Annotated in this window: 26 protein-coding genes; all 26 read left to right on the top strand. The window is 27.0% G+C overall.

What is annotated here, in order from left to right; translation table 11 throughout:
• The first annotated feature begins 195 nt into the window (after positions 1–195).
• The 26 genes from ACI48P_RS02405 to ACI48P_RS02280 all read left to right on the top strand — a co-directional run bounded on the left by ACI48P_RS02405 (position 196) and on the right by ACI48P_RS02280 (position 17638).
• Entirely contained in the window at positions 196–1164 is a 969-nt protein-coding gene (locus tag ACI48P_RS02405; RefSeq protein ID WP_475213108.1) for a hypothetical protein, read from the top strand.
• A 96-nt stretch (positions 1165–1260) separates the two neighbouring features.
• Entirely contained in the window at positions 1261–2544 is a 1284-nt protein-coding gene (locus tag ACI48P_RS02400; RefSeq protein WP_475213107.1) for an FAD-dependent oxidoreductase, read from the top strand.
• Positions 2545–2851: 307 nt separating this feature from the next.
• Positions 2852–3292, top strand: a complete 441-nt coding sequence (locus ACI48P_RS02395; RefSeq protein WP_475213105.1) for a hypothetical protein — start codon at positions 2852–2854, stop codon at positions 3290–3292.
• Positions 3293–3811: 519 nt separating this feature from the next.
• The gene (locus ACI48P_RS02390) at positions 3812–4126 is read left to right on the top strand and encodes a hypothetical protein (protein WP_475213103.1); all 315 of its coding nucleotides are present in this window, start codon (positions 3812–3814) and stop codon (positions 4124–4126) included.
• A gap of 136 nt (positions 4127–4262) precedes the next feature.
• Entirely contained in the window at positions 4263–4751 is a 489-nt protein-coding gene (locus ACI48P_RS02385) for a hypothetical protein (RefSeq protein WP_475213101.1), read from the top strand.
• 20 nt (positions 4752–4771) lie between these two features.
• A complete protein-coding gene (locus ACI48P_RS02380; RefSeq protein ID WP_475213099.1) occupies positions 4772–5290 on the top strand; it encodes a GNAT family N-acetyltransferase in 519 nt (172 codons plus the stop codon).
• A gap of 27 nt (positions 5291–5317) precedes the next feature.
• Positions 5318–5920, top strand: a complete 603-nt coding sequence (locus ACI48P_RS02375; RefSeq protein WP_475213097.1) for a histidine phosphatase family protein — start codon at positions 5318–5320, stop codon at positions 5918–5920.
• 324 nt (positions 5921–6244) lie between these two features.
• On the top strand, positions 6245–6742 hold the full coding sequence (locus ACI48P_RS02370) for a M50 family metallopeptidase (protein WP_475213095.1): 498 nt from the start codon (positions 6245–6247) through the stop codon (positions 6740–6742).
• Positions 6743–6814: 72 nt separating this feature from the next.
• On the top strand, positions 6815–7201 hold the full coding sequence (locus ACI48P_RS02365; protein ID WP_475213094.1) for a hypothetical protein: 387 nt from the start codon (positions 6815–6817) through the stop codon (positions 7199–7201).
• A gap of 223 nt (positions 7202–7424) precedes the next feature.
• The gene (locus ACI48P_RS02360; RefSeq protein WP_475213092.1) at positions 7425–7577 is read left to right on the top strand and encodes a hypothetical protein; all 153 of its coding nucleotides are present in this window, start codon (positions 7425–7427) and stop codon (positions 7575–7577) included.
• A 9-nt stretch (positions 7578–7586) separates the two neighbouring features.
• Entirely contained in the window at positions 7587–7889 is a 303-nt protein-coding gene (locus tag ACI48P_RS02355) for a GNAT family N-acetyltransferase (protein ID WP_475213090.1), read from the top strand.
• Positions 7890–8044: 155 nt separating this feature from the next.
• A complete protein-coding gene (locus tag ACI48P_RS02350) occupies positions 8045–8563 on the top strand; it encodes a GNAT family N-acetyltransferase (protein WP_475213088.1) in 519 nt (172 codons plus the stop codon).
• A gap of 111 nt (positions 8564–8674) precedes the next feature.
• Complete coding sequence (locus tag ACI48P_RS02345; protein ID WP_475213086.1) at positions 8675–9091, top strand: ParB/RepB/Spo0J family partition protein; 417 nt, start codon at positions 8675–8677, stop codon at positions 9089–9091.
• The gene (locus tag ACI48P_RS02340; protein WP_475213084.1) at positions 9081–9551 is read left to right on the top strand and encodes a GNAT family N-acetyltransferase; all 471 of its coding nucleotides are present in this window, start codon (positions 9081–9083) and stop codon (positions 9549–9551) included. The genes ACI48P_RS02345 and ACI48P_RS02340 overlap by 11 nt, the downstream gene beginning before the upstream one ends.
• 143 nt (positions 9552–9694) lie before the next feature.
• Positions 9695–10213: a GNAT family N-acetyltransferase gene (locus tag ACI48P_RS02335; protein ID WP_475213083.1), complete on the top strand. Its 519-nt coding sequence runs from the start codon at positions 9695–9697 to the stop codon at positions 10211–10213.
• A gap of 124 nt (positions 10214–10337) precedes the next feature.
• Positions 10338–10922, top strand: coding sequence for a type 1 glutamine amidotransferase family protein (locus ACI48P_RS02330; protein WP_475213082.1), 585 nt, complete (start codon positions 10338–10340; stop codon positions 10920–10922).
• A gap of 257 nt (positions 10923–11179) precedes the next feature.
• The gene (locus tag ACI48P_RS02325) at positions 11180–11566 is read left to right on the top strand and encodes a hypothetical protein (RefSeq protein ID WP_475213080.1); all 387 of its coding nucleotides are present in this window, start codon (positions 11180–11182) and stop codon (positions 11564–11566) included.
• A gap of 132 nt (positions 11567–11698) precedes the next feature.
• Positions 11699–12454 (top strand): aminoglycoside adenylyltransferase domain-containing protein, encoded by a 756-nt coding sequence (locus ACI48P_RS02320; protein ID WP_475213078.1) that lies wholly within the window; start codon positions 11699–11701, stop codon positions 12452–12454.
• Positions 12455–12537: 83 nt separating this feature from the next.
• On the top strand, positions 12538–12975 hold the full coding sequence (locus ACI48P_RS02315; RefSeq protein ID WP_475213076.1) for a GNAT family N-acetyltransferase: 438 nt from the start codon (positions 12538–12540) through the stop codon (positions 12973–12975).
• A 105-nt stretch (positions 12976–13080) separates the two neighbouring features.
• A complete protein-coding gene (locus ACI48P_RS02310; RefSeq protein ID WP_475213074.1) occupies positions 13081–13371 on the top strand; it encodes a hypothetical protein in 291 nt (96 codons plus the stop codon).
• A 919-nt stretch (positions 13372–14290) separates the two neighbouring features.
• Complete coding sequence (locus ACI48P_RS02305) at positions 14291–14491, top strand: nucleic acid-binding protein (protein ID WP_475213072.1); 201 nt, start codon at positions 14291–14293, stop codon at positions 14489–14491.
• 113 nt (positions 14492–14604) lie between these two features.
• Positions 14605–15027: a hypothetical protein gene (locus ACI48P_RS02300; RefSeq protein WP_475213070.1), complete on the top strand. Its 423-nt coding sequence runs from the start codon at positions 14605–14607 to the stop codon at positions 15025–15027.
• A 207-nt stretch (positions 15028–15234) separates the two neighbouring features.
• Positions 15235–15498, top strand: a complete 264-nt coding sequence (locus ACI48P_RS02295; RefSeq protein ID WP_475213068.1) for a hypothetical protein — start codon at positions 15235–15237, stop codon at positions 15496–15498.
• A gap of 760 nt (positions 15499–16258) precedes the next feature.
• Positions 16259–16687: a DUF5301 domain-containing protein gene (locus ACI48P_RS02290; RefSeq protein ID WP_475213066.1), complete on the top strand. Its 429-nt coding sequence runs from the start codon at positions 16259–16261 to the stop codon at positions 16685–16687.
• A gap of 150 nt (positions 16688–16837) precedes the next feature.
• Positions 16838–17014 (top strand): hypothetical protein, encoded by a 177-nt coding sequence (locus tag ACI48P_RS02285; protein ID WP_475213064.1) that lies wholly within the window; start codon positions 16838–16840, stop codon positions 17012–17014.
• Positions 17015–17149: 135 nt separating this feature from the next.
• On the top strand, positions 17150–17638 hold the full coding sequence (locus ACI48P_RS02280) for a hypothetical protein (RefSeq protein ID WP_475213062.1): 489 nt from the start codon (positions 17150–17152) through the stop codon (positions 17636–17638).
• The last annotated feature ends 288 nt before the right edge of the window (positions 17639–17926 follow it).

Here is a 17926-nt window from a genome sequence, read left to right as displayed (position 1 = left end):
TTATACTTTATTTTTCTATAAGTATATTCATGTACTAGCCATTTGATATACAAGAATTTAAATATTACATTAAAATTTTTGGACAAAAAATATCTAGCCAATTTAAATTATTAAAACCTTATGTAACAAAATACACCTTAAATTAATAAATTAAATATATATCGTAAGACAATTGAAAAATATCATTTTAAGGAAGTGGATAGCTTGAAAAAGACTAATATACAATCATGTGCTGATGCAGGGAGCAAATACTGTCCTTGTCATCTTGCCTATTCTGGGGACTGTATCAAATGTAGCTTAATTCGAGGAGAGAAAACTTGTGATTGTTTATGGCAGGGTGTATGTATTTACAGCGAGTTACAACATAATAAAGATGCACAAATTTGTGAAAGAGAAGAGAGTCTTTGTGAAATAGTAGAAGTAAAAGAACTTGAAGATAACATAATATTAATGAGAGTATCAATACCAAAGACTATTGTTAAAGATTTATGTAGTCCGGGAGCTTATGTTTTATTAAAGAGTAAGGATAGAAGCAGTATAATTTTTAATACACCAATATCTGTAATGAATGTAGATGTTGAAAATAATATTTTGGAAATGATTATTAAGCCAAGAGGAATCAAGACTAAGACTTTAGTTGATTTTGATCAAGTTTGGCTAAAGGGACCTTACTTTAATGGTGTATTTGGAATAGCAGATATTAAATATACTGCAAACTCTAATTGTGCTGTAATACTAAATGGTTTATCTCAGGTGAACTCAATTAATATTATTAAATCACTAATTAACAATAATAATAAGGTAGATGTATTTTTAAATACTCAAGGCGTTATTTTAGAAGAAGTGGTTAATAAGATAATTGAAACTGGTGCAAATGTGCGTACTATTGACATGAATGAAGATGAGGATTTTATAAAGGACTACCTAAAAAGAAATAATGTGGAGTTAGTTTATTGTGGAGGTCATACAAGTTTTAATAAAAAAATGATGAATAAAATTGACTCAATAAATCCAGATATTAAACTTGTTATACCAAATAATAACCTTATATGTTGTGGAGAAGGTATTTGTGGAGCATGTACTGTTAACTTAAACGGAACGAGAGTAAAATCTTGTAAGGCTCAAATAGATAGTAGAACATATCTAAAATCATTGCTCATATAAATAATAATATAAAATATTGATTTAGTTAATTAAAAAAACGAGACATGAACAAGGCGTGTGTCTCTTATTGAGTAATTTTATAAAGGGGGAAATGCTATGGCTAAGGTTGTTGTAATAGGAGGCGGATGGGCTGGTTGTGCAGCTGCAATTTCCGCAAAAAAAGCTGGAGCAGAAGTAGTTATATTAGAAAGAACTGACTTACTTTTAGGATTAGGTAATATTGGTGGAATAATGAGAAACAATGGAAGATACACTGCTACAGAGGAAAATATTGTTCTTGGAGCAAGCGAGTTATTTGAACTTACTGATAAGTTTTGTACACATGCAAATATGGATTTTCCAGGTCACAAACATTCTACAATATATGATGTAACTAAGATTGAAAAAGAAGTTAGAGACTTAATATTAAATATGGGTATAGAAGTGAAGTTTTTTAGTAGGGTTGTAGATGTAGTAATGGATGATAAAAAAATAACTTCTGTACTGTTAGAAAATAAAGATAAAGTAAGTGGAGATGCTTTTGTAGAAGCTACAGGATCTTCTGGTCCTATGGGCAATTGTATGAAGTATGGAAATGGATGTGCAATGTGTGTATTAAGATGCCCATCTTTTGGTGGAAGAGTTAGTGTTAGTTCAAAATGTGGAATAGAAGATATGATAGGTAGAAGAAATAATGGAGATTATGGTGCATTTAGTGGCTCTATGAAGCTATTAAAGGAATCTTTAAGTCAAGAAATTCAAGATGAATTAAATGAAAAAGGATGTTCAGTAGTTCCATTACCGGAAGAATTTAGAAATGAAGAAAAATTGGATATAAAAGTATGTCAACAGTATGCATTACCTGAGTTTGCTGAAAATGTTGTTTTAATAGATACAGGTCATGCTAAATTAATGTCTCCTTTTTATAATTTAGAGAAGTTAAGACTAATACCAGGTTTTGAAAATGCAATAATAGTTGATCCTTATGCAGGTGGAAAAGGAAATTCTATTAGGTATATGTCTGTATGTCCAAGAGATAATTATTTAAGATCAAAAGGTGTTAGTAATTTATTTGTAGGTGGAGAAAAATCAGGGTTCTTTGTTGGTCATACTGAAGCTATATCTACTGGTAGTTTGGCAGGGCATAATGCAGCTAGAAGTTGTGTAGGTATGTATTTGTTGCAACTTCCTACTAATATATTGATTGGTGATTTTATATCTTATGCTAATAATTTATCTCATAAGGAAGATGGAGATAAGTTGAGATTTACTTTTGCTGGTAGTATTTATTTTAATAGGATGAAAGAGCTTAATTTTTATACTTTAGATAAGGATGTTATTGCAGATAGGGTGAAAAAGGCAGGTCTTGAGGGAATTTATAATAAGCAGATAATAAAATAGAAATGTTTGATAATATATAGAGAAGGCTAGGACTATTGAGGTTAATCAATAGGTATAGCCTTTTTTATATTATAAGTAAATTATAATGCTTTGAAATCTGTGGGAAATTTGTGTATTAAAGTGGTATCAATGTATTCAGAAAAGTAAAAAGTGACAAAATAACTTAAATGCAATATAAGAATTGAGTTAGTGTTATAATTTAATAAAGGTCTCAATTGTTATATAATGCGAAGTGAAAATACTTTTGATACTATATAGATAAATAAGAATTTATGGAGGGGAGATGAATAAAGTATAATTAGATGTAATGAAAAGAAAAAATTGTCCAGCTATATGTATAGATATAAAAGATACGGAAGTTATTAAATCAGGTATTACTGTTTATCAAATGGATTCAAAGGATAAAAATGAAACTTATCAACAATATGATGATGAGTATGATATACATTTTGTTTTTGATGATGATATTATTAAATTATCATTTTATCCAGTTCCTCTAGTAGATGTTTTCGCAACAGATAGTGAAGGTGGTTTAATTGGAACTGTTGGTTCAATGACAGATTTACAACGTGATTTTCCAATATGCTATATCAATAAAAATAAAGAGTGTTTTCTAATTGCAAATAGCGGGAAAGAGTTTTTAGAAATGGCTAAAAATTGGAAAAATAATCTTAAACCATACTATGAAGTTATATTTTATGAATCTAAATTAGAAGCTGAAAAAGAATTGAGATTTATTAATATTTAAGTTCTTAAAAATAATGGAATTAAATTTATGTTTCCTCATAAATTCCAATATTACAAGTTAGTTTTAAAGATAATTTGCTTTCGGTTGATAAGAAAGATAAAATGCTAATCAATCTTATTAAATATAAAAATAATATAAATCGTGTGAAAAATGATCAGTTTGCAATAGACTTTGTTAAGAAGAATATTGGAAAAATTAATTCATCATATCCAGTGTATAAACATGGTAATTATCATGTAGGCAATTTAATATTAACTCCTTTAAATATGATAGATGTAATTGATTTTAATAGAAATCTATAATTAGAGTTTTGGAATATTCTCGCTATATATGTAGCATGTAAATCTTTAAACTCAATAGTATGTGCTGAAAATTTTGGACAAAGTGATGTAGATGGAATAAAAAACGTTGTATTAATCTAATTAAATTGATTTTTTATATAGTAGTAACCTATTTTAAGTTGAGGTGAGTTAATGAATAATAGTAATAGAAGGGTACACATAGTAAAAGGGGGATTTTATGAATAGTTTCTTAATCTTTGGAATTATATTTATTCCACTATATATAATGTATAATTGGATATGTTTTAAGAAGAAAAATGTATCTATATGGATAGGTAGTAAGACAGTTAAAGTTCTTAATGATATATATTTTAAATATCAATTTAAAGGCAGTTTAATTACATGCTTAGTAATGCTAATTTTTATAATTATAGCTACGGCTTTACAGATTAGCGAGGGAACCTTTCCTTTATTAGCAGTGCTTTTTTGGATTGTAGTTTCTGTAATAAAACATTTAGCAATAAGAAAAGAATATATAAATGTAATTAGCTAATAAAATTAATAGAATGCAAAGTAAATGATATAATTGTTTTAAGTATACACGAAAACATCTGTTTTGTTGGACATATCATAAACTTCAAGTTTTTATATAATTAAGTTATGGAGTATTTTAAAACGGGGAGATAAAAATGAAAAAATTAAGTCAATTATTAATTTTAGGGTTATTAGCAATTACGAGTTTAATTGGAGTAATAGGTTGTAATAGTGGAGATAAATCAGATAGTGGGTTTGATTTAGAGGAATTTGAAAATGAAATGAAAGCAAAAGGATATGAATATAAAAGACAGGATTTACAAGAAGGTTTATTAACACCTATATCTCAATATATGCTTTTAAATGATAGTATAATAATTGATGATAAACAAGTTATTTTATACGATACAGATGTAGTCATCTATTCTTATGCAGATAATGAAGAAATGGAAAAAGAAGCAAGAACTATAAATAAAGATGCTAGTGAAATTAGTAGAACTGATAATCCGATACAAATTGAATGGCCAAAAACTCCTCATTTTTATAAAAAAGGTAAAATTATAGTTCAATATATTGGAGATGATGAAAAAATAATATCTGACTTAAAAGATATAATGGGAGAGTCATTTGCAGGAAATAAATAAGAATTTGGTGGGGGGATTTTATGTTAAGACTAAGGCAATATAAAAAATGTGATGCAAAATATATAGTAAGTTGGATTAAGGATGAAGTAGCTTTTAGAAGATGGTGTGCAGATAGATATGACAAATATCCGATATCTCCAGAAGATATAAATGAACACTATGATAGCGTTGCATATATAGATGATTTTTATCAAATGACGGCTTTTGACGATACGGGAGCAGTGGGGCATTTAATAATGAGGTTTGTAGATGAAGATAAAAAGATATTACGTTTTGGATTTATTATCATAGATGATACAAAACGCGGCAAAGGTTACGGTAAAGAAATGTTACAATTAGCTTTAAAATATGCTTTTGAGATTTTGAAAGTATATAAAGTAACATTGGGAGTATTTGAAAATAATGAATCTGCGTATCATTGTTATAAATCCGTTGGCTTCAAAGAGGTTTATGAAAAAGAGACAAAATACTTTAATGTCTTAAACGAAGATTGGAAGTGCATTGAATTGGGAATTGAGAAAGATTGTTGTATTCAATAACATATTTAAGCTTTAGGGGGAGAACTTTTGAAAATATATATAACTAGGCATGGACAAACAGATTGGAACGTAGAAGGTAGAATGCAAGGATCTAAAAATTCAAATTTAACAGAACAAGGGAAAAAAGAAGCTTTAAATCTAGGTAATAGCTTAAATGATGTTAAAATAGAGTACATATACACTAGTCCACTAAGTAGAGCATATGACACAGCATTACTTATAAAAGGAGATAAAGATATACCTGTAGAAATATGTGAAAACTTAAAAGAAATGAATTTTGGTATATGGGAAGGTATGTATAATGATGATGTTTTAAGAGACTATAAAGAGGAACATTATAAATTCTGGAATGAGCCTCATTTATATATACCAACAGATGGAGAGACTTTTGACGAACTTATAAAAAGGGTGAAAATTACTTTGGATTATATTATAGATCAAAATAAGGGTGAAAATATATTATTAGTTACACATGCAATAGTTATAAAAGCTATATATGCAATTATTAAAGATTATGAATTAAATGATTTTTGGAACCCTCCATTTATAAAGAATACATGCGTAACAATATTAGAGTGTAATGAAGATGAGTATGATTTTATATTAGAAGCAGATACATCACACGTTTAGAATTGATGAAAAATAGATCTATAATAGAGCTAGTGGAGTAGTAATTTGAGAATTACTACTTCTTTTTGTGTTTAAAGAAAGATATGTTAATCTAGATATTCTGCTACAATAAAATTATCTATAAACATATAAATTTATATGAAAAATTAGGCTATAAAGCAACTAATATAATAATGAGTAAAATGTTGTAATGGTTTTCTTATCAAAGATGATAAATTCTAATTTATAGAGTAGTTAATAATTTAGAATTAAATGAAATTAAAGTTATTAAAGTATGTAAAGTGAAATAATTATACTATAAAGAAGAATTTATAAGGGGGAGTTATGGATTTAATAGATTTTGTAGTATATTCATTAGTTTATATTATTTTTACGCCTGTATTAACTATAATTCATGAATTGGGGCATGCGATACCAGCCTTATTATTTACAAAGAAAATAGTAACTGTTAATATAGGTAACTCTAATTTAAATAAGCAAATAAAGCTAAATAGGTTGGTAATCAATCTGAATGGATATAAGTATTTAGTAGACGTGTCTTATGGTTATGTTAATTGGACCCCATCAGATAATAGAATTAAGGTGATTTTTATGATTTTAGGAGGTCCTATAACATCATTACTAGTTTCAATTTTCTTATATATTTACCTAGTAAATGTAAGCTTACCATATGTTTTAATGGTATCATTTAATGCGTTGTTTATATTTAGTGTATTTCAATTTTTATTAACTATTTTACCGATAAAGTATTTTTATAATCCTTATATTGGGCATACAAGTGATGGTTATAAAATATTACAACATCTCAAAGAAAATAATTAAGATGGGTTATTATCACTAGATTTTTAAAGATCAATAAAATATTTCAATCTAAAGTAGAAAGGAAGTAGCAAAATGAAAGTAAAAAAGATACTTGGTTACTATAACTTCATTTTAGGTATAGGCGTAATAATTACTTGTATTATGATGATGATAGGTAAAATGGGTGAATATCCGACAGAATGGTTAGGTAAAACACCTTTTAATAATTGGCTATATCCTAGTATAATTGGGATAATCACATATGGTGCGGGGAATATTACTGTGTCGCAGTTAATTCTTAGAGATAAGAGTAAAGGGATTGTTTTGTCAGGCATAATGGGTATGTTGCTTTTGGTTAGTATTTTATTATCAGTAAAAGTACTAGGTGATGTTTACCTAATTACGGTTCAGATTATGCTGATAAGTTTAATTCAAATAATATTAACGGCAATATCATATACTAAAAGGCATGCTTACTAATAAATTTAGAGTAAATAAAAATCCAATAACTTAGTTTATTGGATTTTTTTTATTTATGATATATTTTCATAATGAGGATAAAGAAAAAATTAAGATCGTAGAAAATAACTTAATATAAATTAGGATTATATTATAACTGATTAATTAAAGATTGTTAGATAATGCGAGGTAAAGATACTTTTGATACTATATAGATAAATAGGAAATTTGAGGTGAGGGTAAAATGAAATCTATAATATTAAAAAAACTATGTGAATACCCTGAGCTGTGTGAGAAGTCTGCGTATTGGTTCTCGCAAAAATGGGGGATTCCAGTTGAAGCTTATCTTGAAAGTATCCAAAAAAGTATTGATGAAAAAAATGGAATACCCCAATAGTATATTGTATTGGATGATAGACAAGAAATTATAGCAGGGGCAGGAATTATAGATAATGATTTCCATGAACGCAAAGATCTAATCCCTAATTTATGTGCATTATTTGTTGAAGAAAAATATCGTAAAAAGGGGATAGCAAAATATATTTTAGATTTTGTAAGAAAAGATTTAGGTAGTATGGGTTTTGAAAAAATATATTTAATTACAGACCATACAGAATTTTATGAAAAGTATGATTGGGAATTTTTAACTACAGTGAATGATGATGAGGGTAATACTACAAGAATGTATGTCGCTTCTACTTTATACTAAATTCCAATTTGTCATCATGATTATTTTATTATTTTAAGTGTTTATAAAAACATATGTTTTAGTGAACATTTCTAAAACGGTAAGTTCTTCTATAATTAAATTAATAATTGTTATACAAGGTGAACCACAGATTATTTATGTTAGGAGGTGTTAAATTGAGTGAATTAATTTTAGTAAAGCCATCAAAGGTTTTAGAAGAAAAAATTCTGGAGTACAAACAAGAGTATTTAGACTTTGAGGAAACTAATATCAATGGTAGTTGTGGACTATACAGTTGTAATAATTTTGATGAATGGCTTGAAATTGTTCTTTCAATTGAGAAAGATAAACTTCGTAATAATGTTCATGCCAGTACATTCTTTTCTGTAAGAAAATCGGATAATAAAATTATAGGAAGTATCCAACTGCGCCACTTTTTAACTGATGAATTAGAAAAACATGGAGGGCACATAGGTTATGGAATTCGACCAACAGAGCGAAAAAAAGGTTATGGTAAGCAACAGTTATTACTTATTTTAGAAATTGCAAAAGATATGAAAATTCCACAAGTAATGATTACCTGTGATAAAGATAATATTGCATCAAGTCAGACTACGATTAGTTGCGGTGGTATATTAGCGGGCGAAAATCTCTATAAAGGTAAAGAACAACAAATATATTGGATTACACTTTGATAATAAGCATAATCTACTTTAAGTTTCTTGTGCAATATTAATATAATGAGAAATAGAAAAACGCTTGATAATATATAGGTAAATATGAATTTGTAGGGGGATAAGCAAACAATGTTAAAAGAAATTTATATAAGTGAATTAATACCTAATAACTTTTATATTAATGAATTTAAGCTAAATAATATAAGAAAAGTTTATAGTATTGAAAATCAGAGCGATTTACCTCCAGTTTTAGTTGCGGTTATAGGTAATGAGTATTCCTTAATTGATGGCCACTCAAGGGTTATGGGTGCATTTGAAAGAGGATTAAAAACTATCATTGCAGATATATATCCAATAGAGGAATTAGAGGGTCCTATAGACTTATATAAAGCTATTCATGTTAAAGCAAAAGAAAATGGATTAAACTCTATAGCATCTCTAAAAAACAGAATAGTAACTCCAGAAGAACATACGAAACTATGGGTACGTTTTTGTGAAAATTTGATGAAAGAGATACATACCTGGAGGATAGAGAATGAGCTATAGTTTTATCAATATGAATAAAGAATATGCTAATGAAATTGCTTATAATTGGAAATATGACGGAGAATATTCTTTTTATGATATGACATCAGATGAAGATGATTTAAAAGAATTTATTGATCCTGACAGTTGGATAAATAGTTACTTTGCAGTTATGGACACTGAAGGTGAATTAATTGGTTTTTTCTCATATATATTTGAAGATGAAATTATGTGGATTGGACTTGGTTTAAAGCCTAGTTTAACAGGTGTTGGTATTGGAAATGAGTTTGTTGCAAGTGGTATTGAATTCGGATTAAAAAAATTTGCATATTCAAAAACTTATATTATGTTAGCTGTTGCATTATTTAACCAAAGAGCTATAAAATTATATGAAAATATGGGATTTAAATTTGTAGAAAAATATGTTCAAAGAACAAATAATAGCGACTATGAATTTATTAAAATGAAAAAAAATATATAGCTAACTAAAAATGATAAAATTATTAGTTCAATAAAACATATGCCTTAGTGAACATTTCTAAAACTGTAAGTTCTTCTACAATTAAATTAACAATAGTTATATATAAGGTGAACCACAGACTATTTATATTAGGGGGTATTAAATTGAGTGAATTAATTTTAGTAAAACCATCAAAGGTTTTAGAAGAAAAAATTTTGGAATACAAACAAGAGTATTTAGACTTTGAGGAAACTAATATCAATGGCAGTTGTGGACTATACCGTTATAATAATTTTGATGAATGGCTTGAAATTGTTCTATCAATTGAGAAAGATAAACTTCGTAATAATGTTCATGCCAGCACATTCTTTTCTGTAATAAAATCGGATAATAAAATTAGAGGAAGTATCCAACTGCGCCACTTTTTAACTGATGAATTAGAAAAACATGGAGGGCACATAGGTTATGGAATTCGACCAACAGAGCGAAAAAAAGGTTATGGTAAGCAACAGTTATTACTTATTTTAGAAATTGCAAAAGATATGAAAATTCCAAAAGTAATGATTACCTGTGATAAAGATAATATTGCATCAAGTCAGACTACGATAAGTTGCGGTGGTATATTAGCGGGCGAAAATCTCTATAAAGGTAAAGAACAACAAATATATTGGATTACACTTTGATAATAAGTATGATCTACAGTAAGTTTCTTGTGAAATATTAATATAATACGAAAGAGGAAAAGGTTTGATATTATATAGGTAAATATGAATTTGAAACTTAGATTAAAAATATTAGGGGGATATAATGAATAACATTAAAAATGAGGTACTAATTGTATTGACAGAGCAATGGAATGATTGGGAAGCAAGTTATGCTATTTCAGTTCTCAATTCTTTTTCAGACTATAAGGTTAGAACAATTGCAGTTGATGATTTTCCAAAGATATCAATGGGAGGTATTAATGCATCTGTTGACTACACTATAAATGACTATAAGAATTTGAATAATCTTTCAATGGCTATTCTCCCAGGAGGTCTTTCATGGGAAAAAAATGACTATAAAGAAATTGCAGAGTTTATAAAAAACATAATGGAATTACATATTCCTATAGCCGCTATTTGTGGTTCAACGACTTTTCTATGTAAGCATGGATTACTTGATAATGTAAAACATACAGGAGATAGCCTTGAGTTATTCCAAGAGCAAAAAGAATATAGAGGGAAAGACTTTTATATTCATGAACAGGTAGTTGTTGACAATCAAGTTATTACTGCAAATGAAACTGCCGCTGTTCAATTTGCTTATGAAATCTTTAAACTATTAAAGATTGACAGTGATGAAGAAATTGAGGAATGGTATGATAATTTTAAAAATGGTGCAATTCGCTAGAATACAAGTAAAATCATAACGATAAATTCCAATTTATAGAATAGGTTTAATGAACAATGTTAATATTGTATTTTAGAGCTTTGAAGCATCAAAATTATTAAGATATAGTTATTCTATTAATTGATTTATTTACCGCTAGAATGGTTAATATATCTAAAAAACAATGCTTATATTTAATATACTACATCTGTGTAATATATTTATAATTTATATAAACTATTGTATTATACAATCTAATATAGAAAGGAAGTAGTAAAATGAAAGTAAAAAAGATGCTTGGCTACTATAATTTCATTTTAGGTATAGGCATAATAGTTACTTGTATTATGATAATGACAGGTTCGATGGGTGAATATCCGACAGAATGGTTAAGTCGAACACCTTTTACTAATTGGTTATATCCTAGTATAATTGGGATAATCATATACGGTGCGGGGAATATTTTTGTGTTACAATTAATTTTTAGAGATAAGAGTAAAGGGATTGTTTTGTCAGGTATAATGGGTATGTTTCTTTTGCTTAGTATTTTATTATCAGTAAAGGTATTAGGTGATATTTATTTAATTACGGTTCAGGCTATACTGCTAAGTTTAATTCAAATAATATTGACTTTAATATCATATACAAAAAAGCACGCTTACTAAATAAATTTTAGAATAAATAAAAATCCAAATCCAATAACTTAGTTTGTTGGATTTGGATTTGTGATATACCTTCATAATGAGTATAAAAGAATAAAAAAAGATTTTTTTTTGATATATGAAGAGGTAATAAATATGATGTGTAAAGAAATACTTAATAAAATTGCTAGGGAATATCAAAGTATTTTAGGAGATAACTTAGTTGGAATATACGTCCATGGCTCTCTTGCATTTGGATGTTTTAATCCTAATAAAAGTGATATAGATTTTATAGTTGTTGTAAATAATGCACCTACTCTAGAAGAGAAAGAGATGCTAATAAAAACTTTGTTAGCTTTATTATTAGAAGCACCCGCAAAAGGATTTGAAATGAGTGTGGTTTTATCAAGGTTTTGTAAAAATTTCATCTATCCAACTCCATTTGAATTACACTATTCAATTATTCACTTAAAACATTGTGAAGAACGATTAAGAGAATATTGTAAATCAATGAATGGAACAGATAAGGATTTAGCCGCCCATTTTACAGTTATAAAAAAGGTTGGGTATACTCTTGTAGGAAAACAAATAATTGAAGTGTTTGGGGATATTCCTAACACTTATTATTTAGAGAGTATTAAAGCAGATGTAGAAAATGCAAAAGAAGATGTTATTGAGAATACTGTTTATACTATTTTGAATTTATGTCGTGTGATAGCATATAAAAATGATATTTTAATTTTATCAAAAGAACAAGGCGGGTTATGGGGAATATCAAATCTTCCCAAAGAATATATAGAATTGATATCTAAAGCATTGAATAATTATAAATCAGATATAGATGAAATTTTTGATAGAGAAATATTATTAAAATTTAGTAACTATATGATAGAGAATATACTTTATAAATAAGTTCTAAATAATTACATCGTTATAAATTTGAATTGTGCCATTAAGTTAATAAAGGTATCTTAGTAGGAAAGAGGGTGTTTTGTATGAATGAGATTTCTACAAGTGAGTATTTAGATTTACAAGTAAAGTTGTCAGAAGGAATTTTAATTAGACAGTTCATAGAAACAGATTTTCCCTTAATTAAAAACTTATATGAAAAAGAAGGATGGATGACTTTTATAAATAGAGATCATGACGCTTTGGAAGCGTGGAAAAATTCAACTATAACACTTGTTGCTCTTGATGGTAACAAGGTAGTTGGATTAGTTAGAGCGTTAAGTGACGGAAAAATAACCACGTATATAGCTGAAATTATAGTTGATATTAACTATCGTGGGAAAGGCATAGGTAAAGCATTATTAGAAGTATGTCATGATTTATACCCTAGAGCAAGGTTTGATTTATTATCAACTGAAAGTGCAGATGAGTTCTATAAAAGTAATAAATTTAGAATAGTTACAGGATTTAGAAAAAGTTATTAGTAATTTATAAAGACATATTATTTACTCCTGTTTAAATTCTGTATAGTAAAAAACAAATTATCCTCAAATGTTATATAGTATGAATTAATGATTTAAGGGGGGCATATGAAAAAGAAAATTGCTACAAATTCTTTAATAGTTACAGGAATTGTATTTGTAATTGGGCTTATATTAATATTTTCATCATCAGATATTGGGCAGAGTAAAGGGACTAAGGCTATTACAGAAAATGGTGGAGTGATGAACACTAATGAATATGATCGTATTATTGAAGATAGTACAACAAGTTATAGAACTGGTGGATTAGTAATTTCTTTAGTGGGTGGATTTGGGGTATTAATTAGTGGATATTCTTTATATAGTGAAATTGATAAGGACTCTATAAGTTTGAAATAAGTGTTATTAGATTCTAGAAAAAAGTAGTTATAAGTCCTAATACACCTAAAAAATAATGCTTATATTTAATATACTACGCACATGTAATATATTAAATATAAGCATTTTTAATTTTTTTAATACCATTGATAAACATCAAAAAATTGATGATGGATATAAAAAGAGGTTTCAACTCTAATTTCTATATCTAAAAACCTAACACCTAGTTATAATTATAAAAATCGTATAAATATGATTTATCAAGGTTTTTAAGCTTTAGCTTTACAAGTTCAACGGGAACATGTTCTATACAAGCTATTTCATAAATTGATTTGTTAATATATTTCTTAAAGATATTATCATCTAATAAAAATTCGGAAGTGGCAGCATCTGCTTCTAGCTCGATTTTTTTTTACGAATACAGGATCATAAAGGTCAAGTTGTAGTGTATTTATTTCTGGATGCAATTGAGAGTGCATGAGTTCGTGTGTATACACACCCCTTGCTTCATGTTAACTAAGCCCATTCTATATAAGTACATTACGAGATATACCTTCTTTATAATAGTACCCATTAGGTAATTCATTAGCATATTCTAGTGATATAGTGACGAAATTGAATTTTCGCTCTTCTAAAATCTTACGTGCGCTTGAGATAGGTTGAGGATAATTTAGAGCGCAGTGGTATTAGTAGTGAGTTTAGGAAAAAGACTTTTGATAAATCATAGGTATTTTAAAAATTTGCCTGTTATGGTGAGCAGTGATACGTGTGTGGTTGAGGTTAGGGGTAAGAGGTTGAATTATAGGTTGAAGGGATAAGAATTTATTTTAAGTGTTTATAAAAACATCTATTTTAATGGACATACATTAGATTAGATTTTCTGATATAATCAAATTAACAAATATGTATATATTATAAATACTTTAAGGGAGGATATAGCATGAGAAAATGTTTAAGATGTGATGAAGTTATGGTTGAAGATTATATGTTAAAGACTGAAAATTTCACAGCTTACGCATCAGTAGTGTTGGGAAAAGGAAGTGGAGTTTTTTCAGATACAAAGGGGAAGGTAAAGGCTAGTGTTTGTCCTAATTGTGGCGAGATTTCAATATATTTTGATAGGTTAGATAAAGTTAAGTAATGAATGATTTTAATAAAATACGAATGATAGAAAAATGTATGATATATGCGTATATACATAATAGACATATAGTGTGATTAATGAAATATTATGTAATTTAAGGGGAAGAAAAAATGAAGAAATATATTAAAGTATTTTGTTATATTTTATTATTATCAATAATTATGGTTGGATGTCAAAAAGAAGTTAAAGAATTATCAATTGATGATATCACTAAGGAAGCTAAACAAATAGCAACTAAACAAGGTTACTCTATAAAATCAGATACTTATAATGAATCAATGAATGGAGATTCTGGTGCATATGAATTAATGAAAGACGCTTGTGTTCAAGGAGGCTATTCATTAAAAGAATTAGAATCTAATGAAGAAACTAAATATGTAAGTTTCGAACTAGAAGAAAAATCTAAAATTGATGATGGGAATATTTATTTAGGGTTATTAATTAAAAATAATAAGATAGTAGGGGCTTATCTAGACTATATCGGATATGAGGATGGTTATAAATCTGTAAGTTTCACTGAATATATGAAATAGAATTAAGGTAGAACTCAAATGAATCAAATAAAAATAAGTTAAAAAAAGACTATGCCAGAAAAGATAATTTCGAAGCATAGTCTTTTGAGTTTATTAATTATAGGAAGTGAATCGTGATAAATATATTTAGGTGGTGATATACTTAATATAAGTGGTGAATTATTTCATATTATGTATCAAATATTAAAATTAATGGAGGTGTGTGTCTTGGATGAGATGTGTATAATTGATAAAAGAAAAGTAATATTAGCTTATATATTAGTAGTACTATCTATAATTGGAGTTGCTATATCTACATTCATTAATGTATTATTGTTTCCTACAGTAATCCTAATTATTTTAGTCTGGTTTGTTAATATTAAATATATAAGATGTAGTAATTGTGATTCTATAATTCTTCTGAGGGATTTAAGCTTTAGTAGTGGTTCTAAATACTGTAAAAACTGTGGATTTAGAATAGAGTTAGAATAAAAACAATTAAATAAAACATATGTTAATTTAAACATTCGAGATATATTTTTTTTATTAATATAAACATAATCATCTATTTAGGTTCTTGTTCAAGAAACTAAATAGATGATTTATTGAACAGAATATTTAGATAGAATTTCTAAGATGATAAATTCTAATTTATAGACAATATTGATATATTACGAACCCAAAAATCCATTAGTTTTTTCATCTAATGGATTTTTTAATTTATAAATAATACACATATATAATATGTTAAGATTAAGTTTTTTTAACGTTTATTTAAATTTACTCTTTATGAATCTAACATAGCATATTAAAAAGATAGTTTTCCTTTTTTATAGAAAATACAAAAAAAGTAGAAATAAATAGATTTATTATAATTATCCAACTTGTGTTTTTCATGGAAAATGCTTCATAGGAACTTTTGAAGGTCTAAGTTATTATAAAAAAATTATACTAGGCATACTTTATTACTAGGAACATAACTAGCTAAAAAGGTTATTGTCCAAAAAGATAAATGGATCATTAAAATTACATGAAAAATTAGGGTTTGAGTAAGTATCAGAGAGAAGAGATATGATAGAATTAGAAATAAGCGTAGAAAGATTAATATATAATATAGAGTATTACGGAAGATGTATAAAAAATAATTAAATATTATGTATATCAGAATCTAAGTTTGCAATTGTTGTATAATATGAAATTACAATAAGTTTGATATTATACGGGATAAATATAAATTTAGGGAGATTGAAGGATGAATCTAAGTAAAAAATTAAGTACTTTAATAATTGTACTTGGGTTGGGTTTAAGTTTTGTTGGGTGTGACGAATTTAAAATTACTTTGCCAAATGAAAGTGATTTAGAAAGCATTGTTTTATCAGAACATAGTAAAAAAAATATTAGTATTACAATTACTGATAATGAAGAAATTAAAAATATTTTTGATAGTATTAAATCCGACTCTAAAAAAACAAGTAAAGAATCTGTTAATGAAACACCTGCAAATATAGAAAATTATATAGAATTAGAATTTTTATATTCTACGGATGGGGGTAACGTAGGCGAAAGATATTATGTGTATAAGCTAAAAGACAAATATTATATTGAAAAACCTTACAGTGATATTTGGAGTATAACACAAGAATCATATGATAATATAGATACATTGATTAATCAATTATAAACATATTTAAAAAAGCTAAAAAAAGAAAATAGTATAGAATTTAAAAGAGAAATCCATCCACAGAGTCTGTAGGATGGATTTTTATTGTAAAATAAAATTTGAGAACTTATTGGATAACAAAAGAGTCTTATATATGTAGGAGGTGATTAGGTGTTAGGGATTGGAGTGAATATAACAAATATGAGTAGAAAAATAATAAATATAAATATAAATATACCAGAGATTAGTAAAGCAGAATTTGTAGACTTAATTGAAGAACATAAAATATCTTTATATAGATTTGCAAAAATTATATTAAAAAATGATGTAGAAGTAGAGTATACTTAACGTAAACTATTACTATTTAGTTTAATTAAGCCATTCTGTAATTGGAAAATAATTCAATGTAATGTATAATATAATAAAATTTTCAATTGTTATATATTGCGTATTTGTTTAGGTAGCAATGTAAGGGGGAGTAAAATGAAGAAAGAATTAATTTTAACACTATCAATTGTTACATTAGTATTTGGTTTAACAGGATGTAACAAAGATAATGGCGAAACTATAAAAGATATTGATTTAAATGATTATGCTCAAGTAAATGACGAAGATTTAGAGATAGTAAAATGGTCATATAGTGCAAAAGAACCAGCTAATTCAGATAAAAATAGTGCGAGTTTTATGGGTGATGTAACTATGGGTAGTAAAGATAATATGTCTAAGAAAGCTGTTAATATAAATTTAAAAGAAGGACAATCGCTAAGGATTGAAACAGAGACTGACTATCCTATTACAGTAATGTTAAAAGATAATTCAAATGAAGATTACCTATTTAACCAAACTTCAGCACCAGTAGATGGCGCTATATTAGTAGATGCAGTAGAAAAAGATGGTCAATACGAATTAATGGTAGATTTTAATGAGATTGATGAATTTATATTTAAAGTGTACATAGTTAATCAAAAATAGTAATAATAACATTGCTAACATACTATAAATTATTATTTTAAAATATAAAAAGGCTAGAAATTGATGTATTTCAGTTTTTATAGCCTTTTTTATTTACCATTTGTCACGAAAATATCTAGCAGAGCCAAAATCTAATGTATATAAAATCTGTTTTAGAGTATATCTTTTAAAGAGTAAGTTCTGATACAATTAAGTTAGGAATTATTGTATTAAATGACAGATATATATATTCAAAGTTAGGGTTAGGTACTTTTATGGGAGACTTTAGTGATGAAAATTCAAGACTTT

It is taken from the genome of Romboutsia sp. LXY-2, assembly GCF_056171995.1.
Note: the sequence above shows the minus strand (reverse complement) of the source record. Positions and strands in the feature narration are given on the sequence as shown.

Excerpts from the sequence above, each read along its gene's own strand:
- ACI48P_RS02325 (WP_475213080.1), top strand. The coding sequence starts at position 11,180 with ATGAAAGTAAAAAAGATGCTTGGCTACTATAATTTCATTTTAGGTATA.
- ACI48P_RS02300 (WP_475213070.1), top strand. The coding sequence starts at position 14,605 with ATGAAGAAATATATTAAAGTATTTTGTTATATTTTATTATTATCAATA.
- ACI48P_RS02330 (WP_475213082.1), top strand. The coding sequence starts at position 10,338 with ATGAATAACATTAAAAATGAGGTACTAATTGTATTGACAGAGCAATGG.
- ACI48P_RS02305 (WP_475213072.1), top strand. The coding sequence starts at position 14,291 with ATGAGAAAATGTTTAAGATGTGATGAAGTTATGGTTGAAGATTATATG.
- ACI48P_RS02380 (WP_475213099.1), top strand. The coding sequence starts at position 4,772 with ATGTTAAGACTAAGGCAATATAAAAAATGTGATGCAAAATATATAGTA.
- ACI48P_RS02385 (WP_475213101.1), top strand. The coding sequence starts at position 4,263 with ATGAAAAAATTAAGTCAATTATTAATTTTAGGGTTATTAGCAATTACG.
- ACI48P_RS02345 (WP_475213086.1), top strand. The coding sequence starts at position 8,675 with ATGTTAAAAGAAATTTATATAAGTGAATTAATACCTAATAACTTTTAT.
- ACI48P_RS02290 (WP_475213066.1), top strand. The coding sequence starts at position 16,259 with ATGAATCTAAGTAAAAAATTAAGTACTTTAATAATTGTACTTGGGTTG.
- ACI48P_RS02340 (WP_475213084.1), top strand. The coding sequence starts at position 9,081 with ATGAGCTATAGTTTTATCAATATGAATAAAGAATATGCTAATGAAATT.
- ACI48P_RS02390 (WP_475213103.1), top strand. The coding sequence starts at position 3,812 with ATGAATAGTTTCTTAATCTTTGGAATTATATTTATTCCACTATATATA.
- ACI48P_RS02310 (WP_475213074.1), top strand. The coding sequence starts at position 13,081 with ATGAAAAAGAAAATTGCTACAAATTCTTTAATAGTTACAGGAATTGTA.
- ACI48P_RS02315 (WP_475213076.1), top strand. The coding sequence starts at position 12,538 with ATGAATGAGATTTCTACAAGTGAGTATTTAGATTTACAAGTAAAGTTG.
- ACI48P_RS02400 (WP_475213107.1), top strand. The coding sequence starts at position 1,261 with ATGGCTAAGGTTGTTGTAATAGGAGGCGGATGGGCTGGTTGTGCAGCT.
- ACI48P_RS02365 (WP_475213094.1), top strand. The coding sequence starts at position 6,815 with ATGAAAGTAAAAAAGATACTTGGTTACTATAACTTCATTTTAGGTATA.
- ACI48P_RS02280 (WP_475213062.1), top strand. The coding sequence starts at position 17,150 with ATGAAGAAAGAATTAATTTTAACACTATCAATTGTTACATTAGTATTT.
- ACI48P_RS02370 (WP_475213095.1), top strand. The coding sequence starts at position 6,245 with ATGGATTTAATAGATTTTGTAGTATATTCATTAGTTTATATTATTTTT.
- ACI48P_RS02395 (WP_475213105.1), top strand. The coding sequence starts at position 2,852 with ATGAAAAGAAAAAATTGTCCAGCTATATGTATAGATATAAAAGATACG.
- ACI48P_RS02320 (WP_475213078.1), top strand. The coding sequence starts at position 11,699 with ATGATGTGTAAAGAAATACTTAATAAAATTGCTAGGGAATATCAAAGT.
- ACI48P_RS02360 (WP_475213092.1), top strand. The coding sequence starts at position 7,425 with ATGAAATCTATAATATTAAAAAAACTATGTGAATACCCTGAGCTGTGT.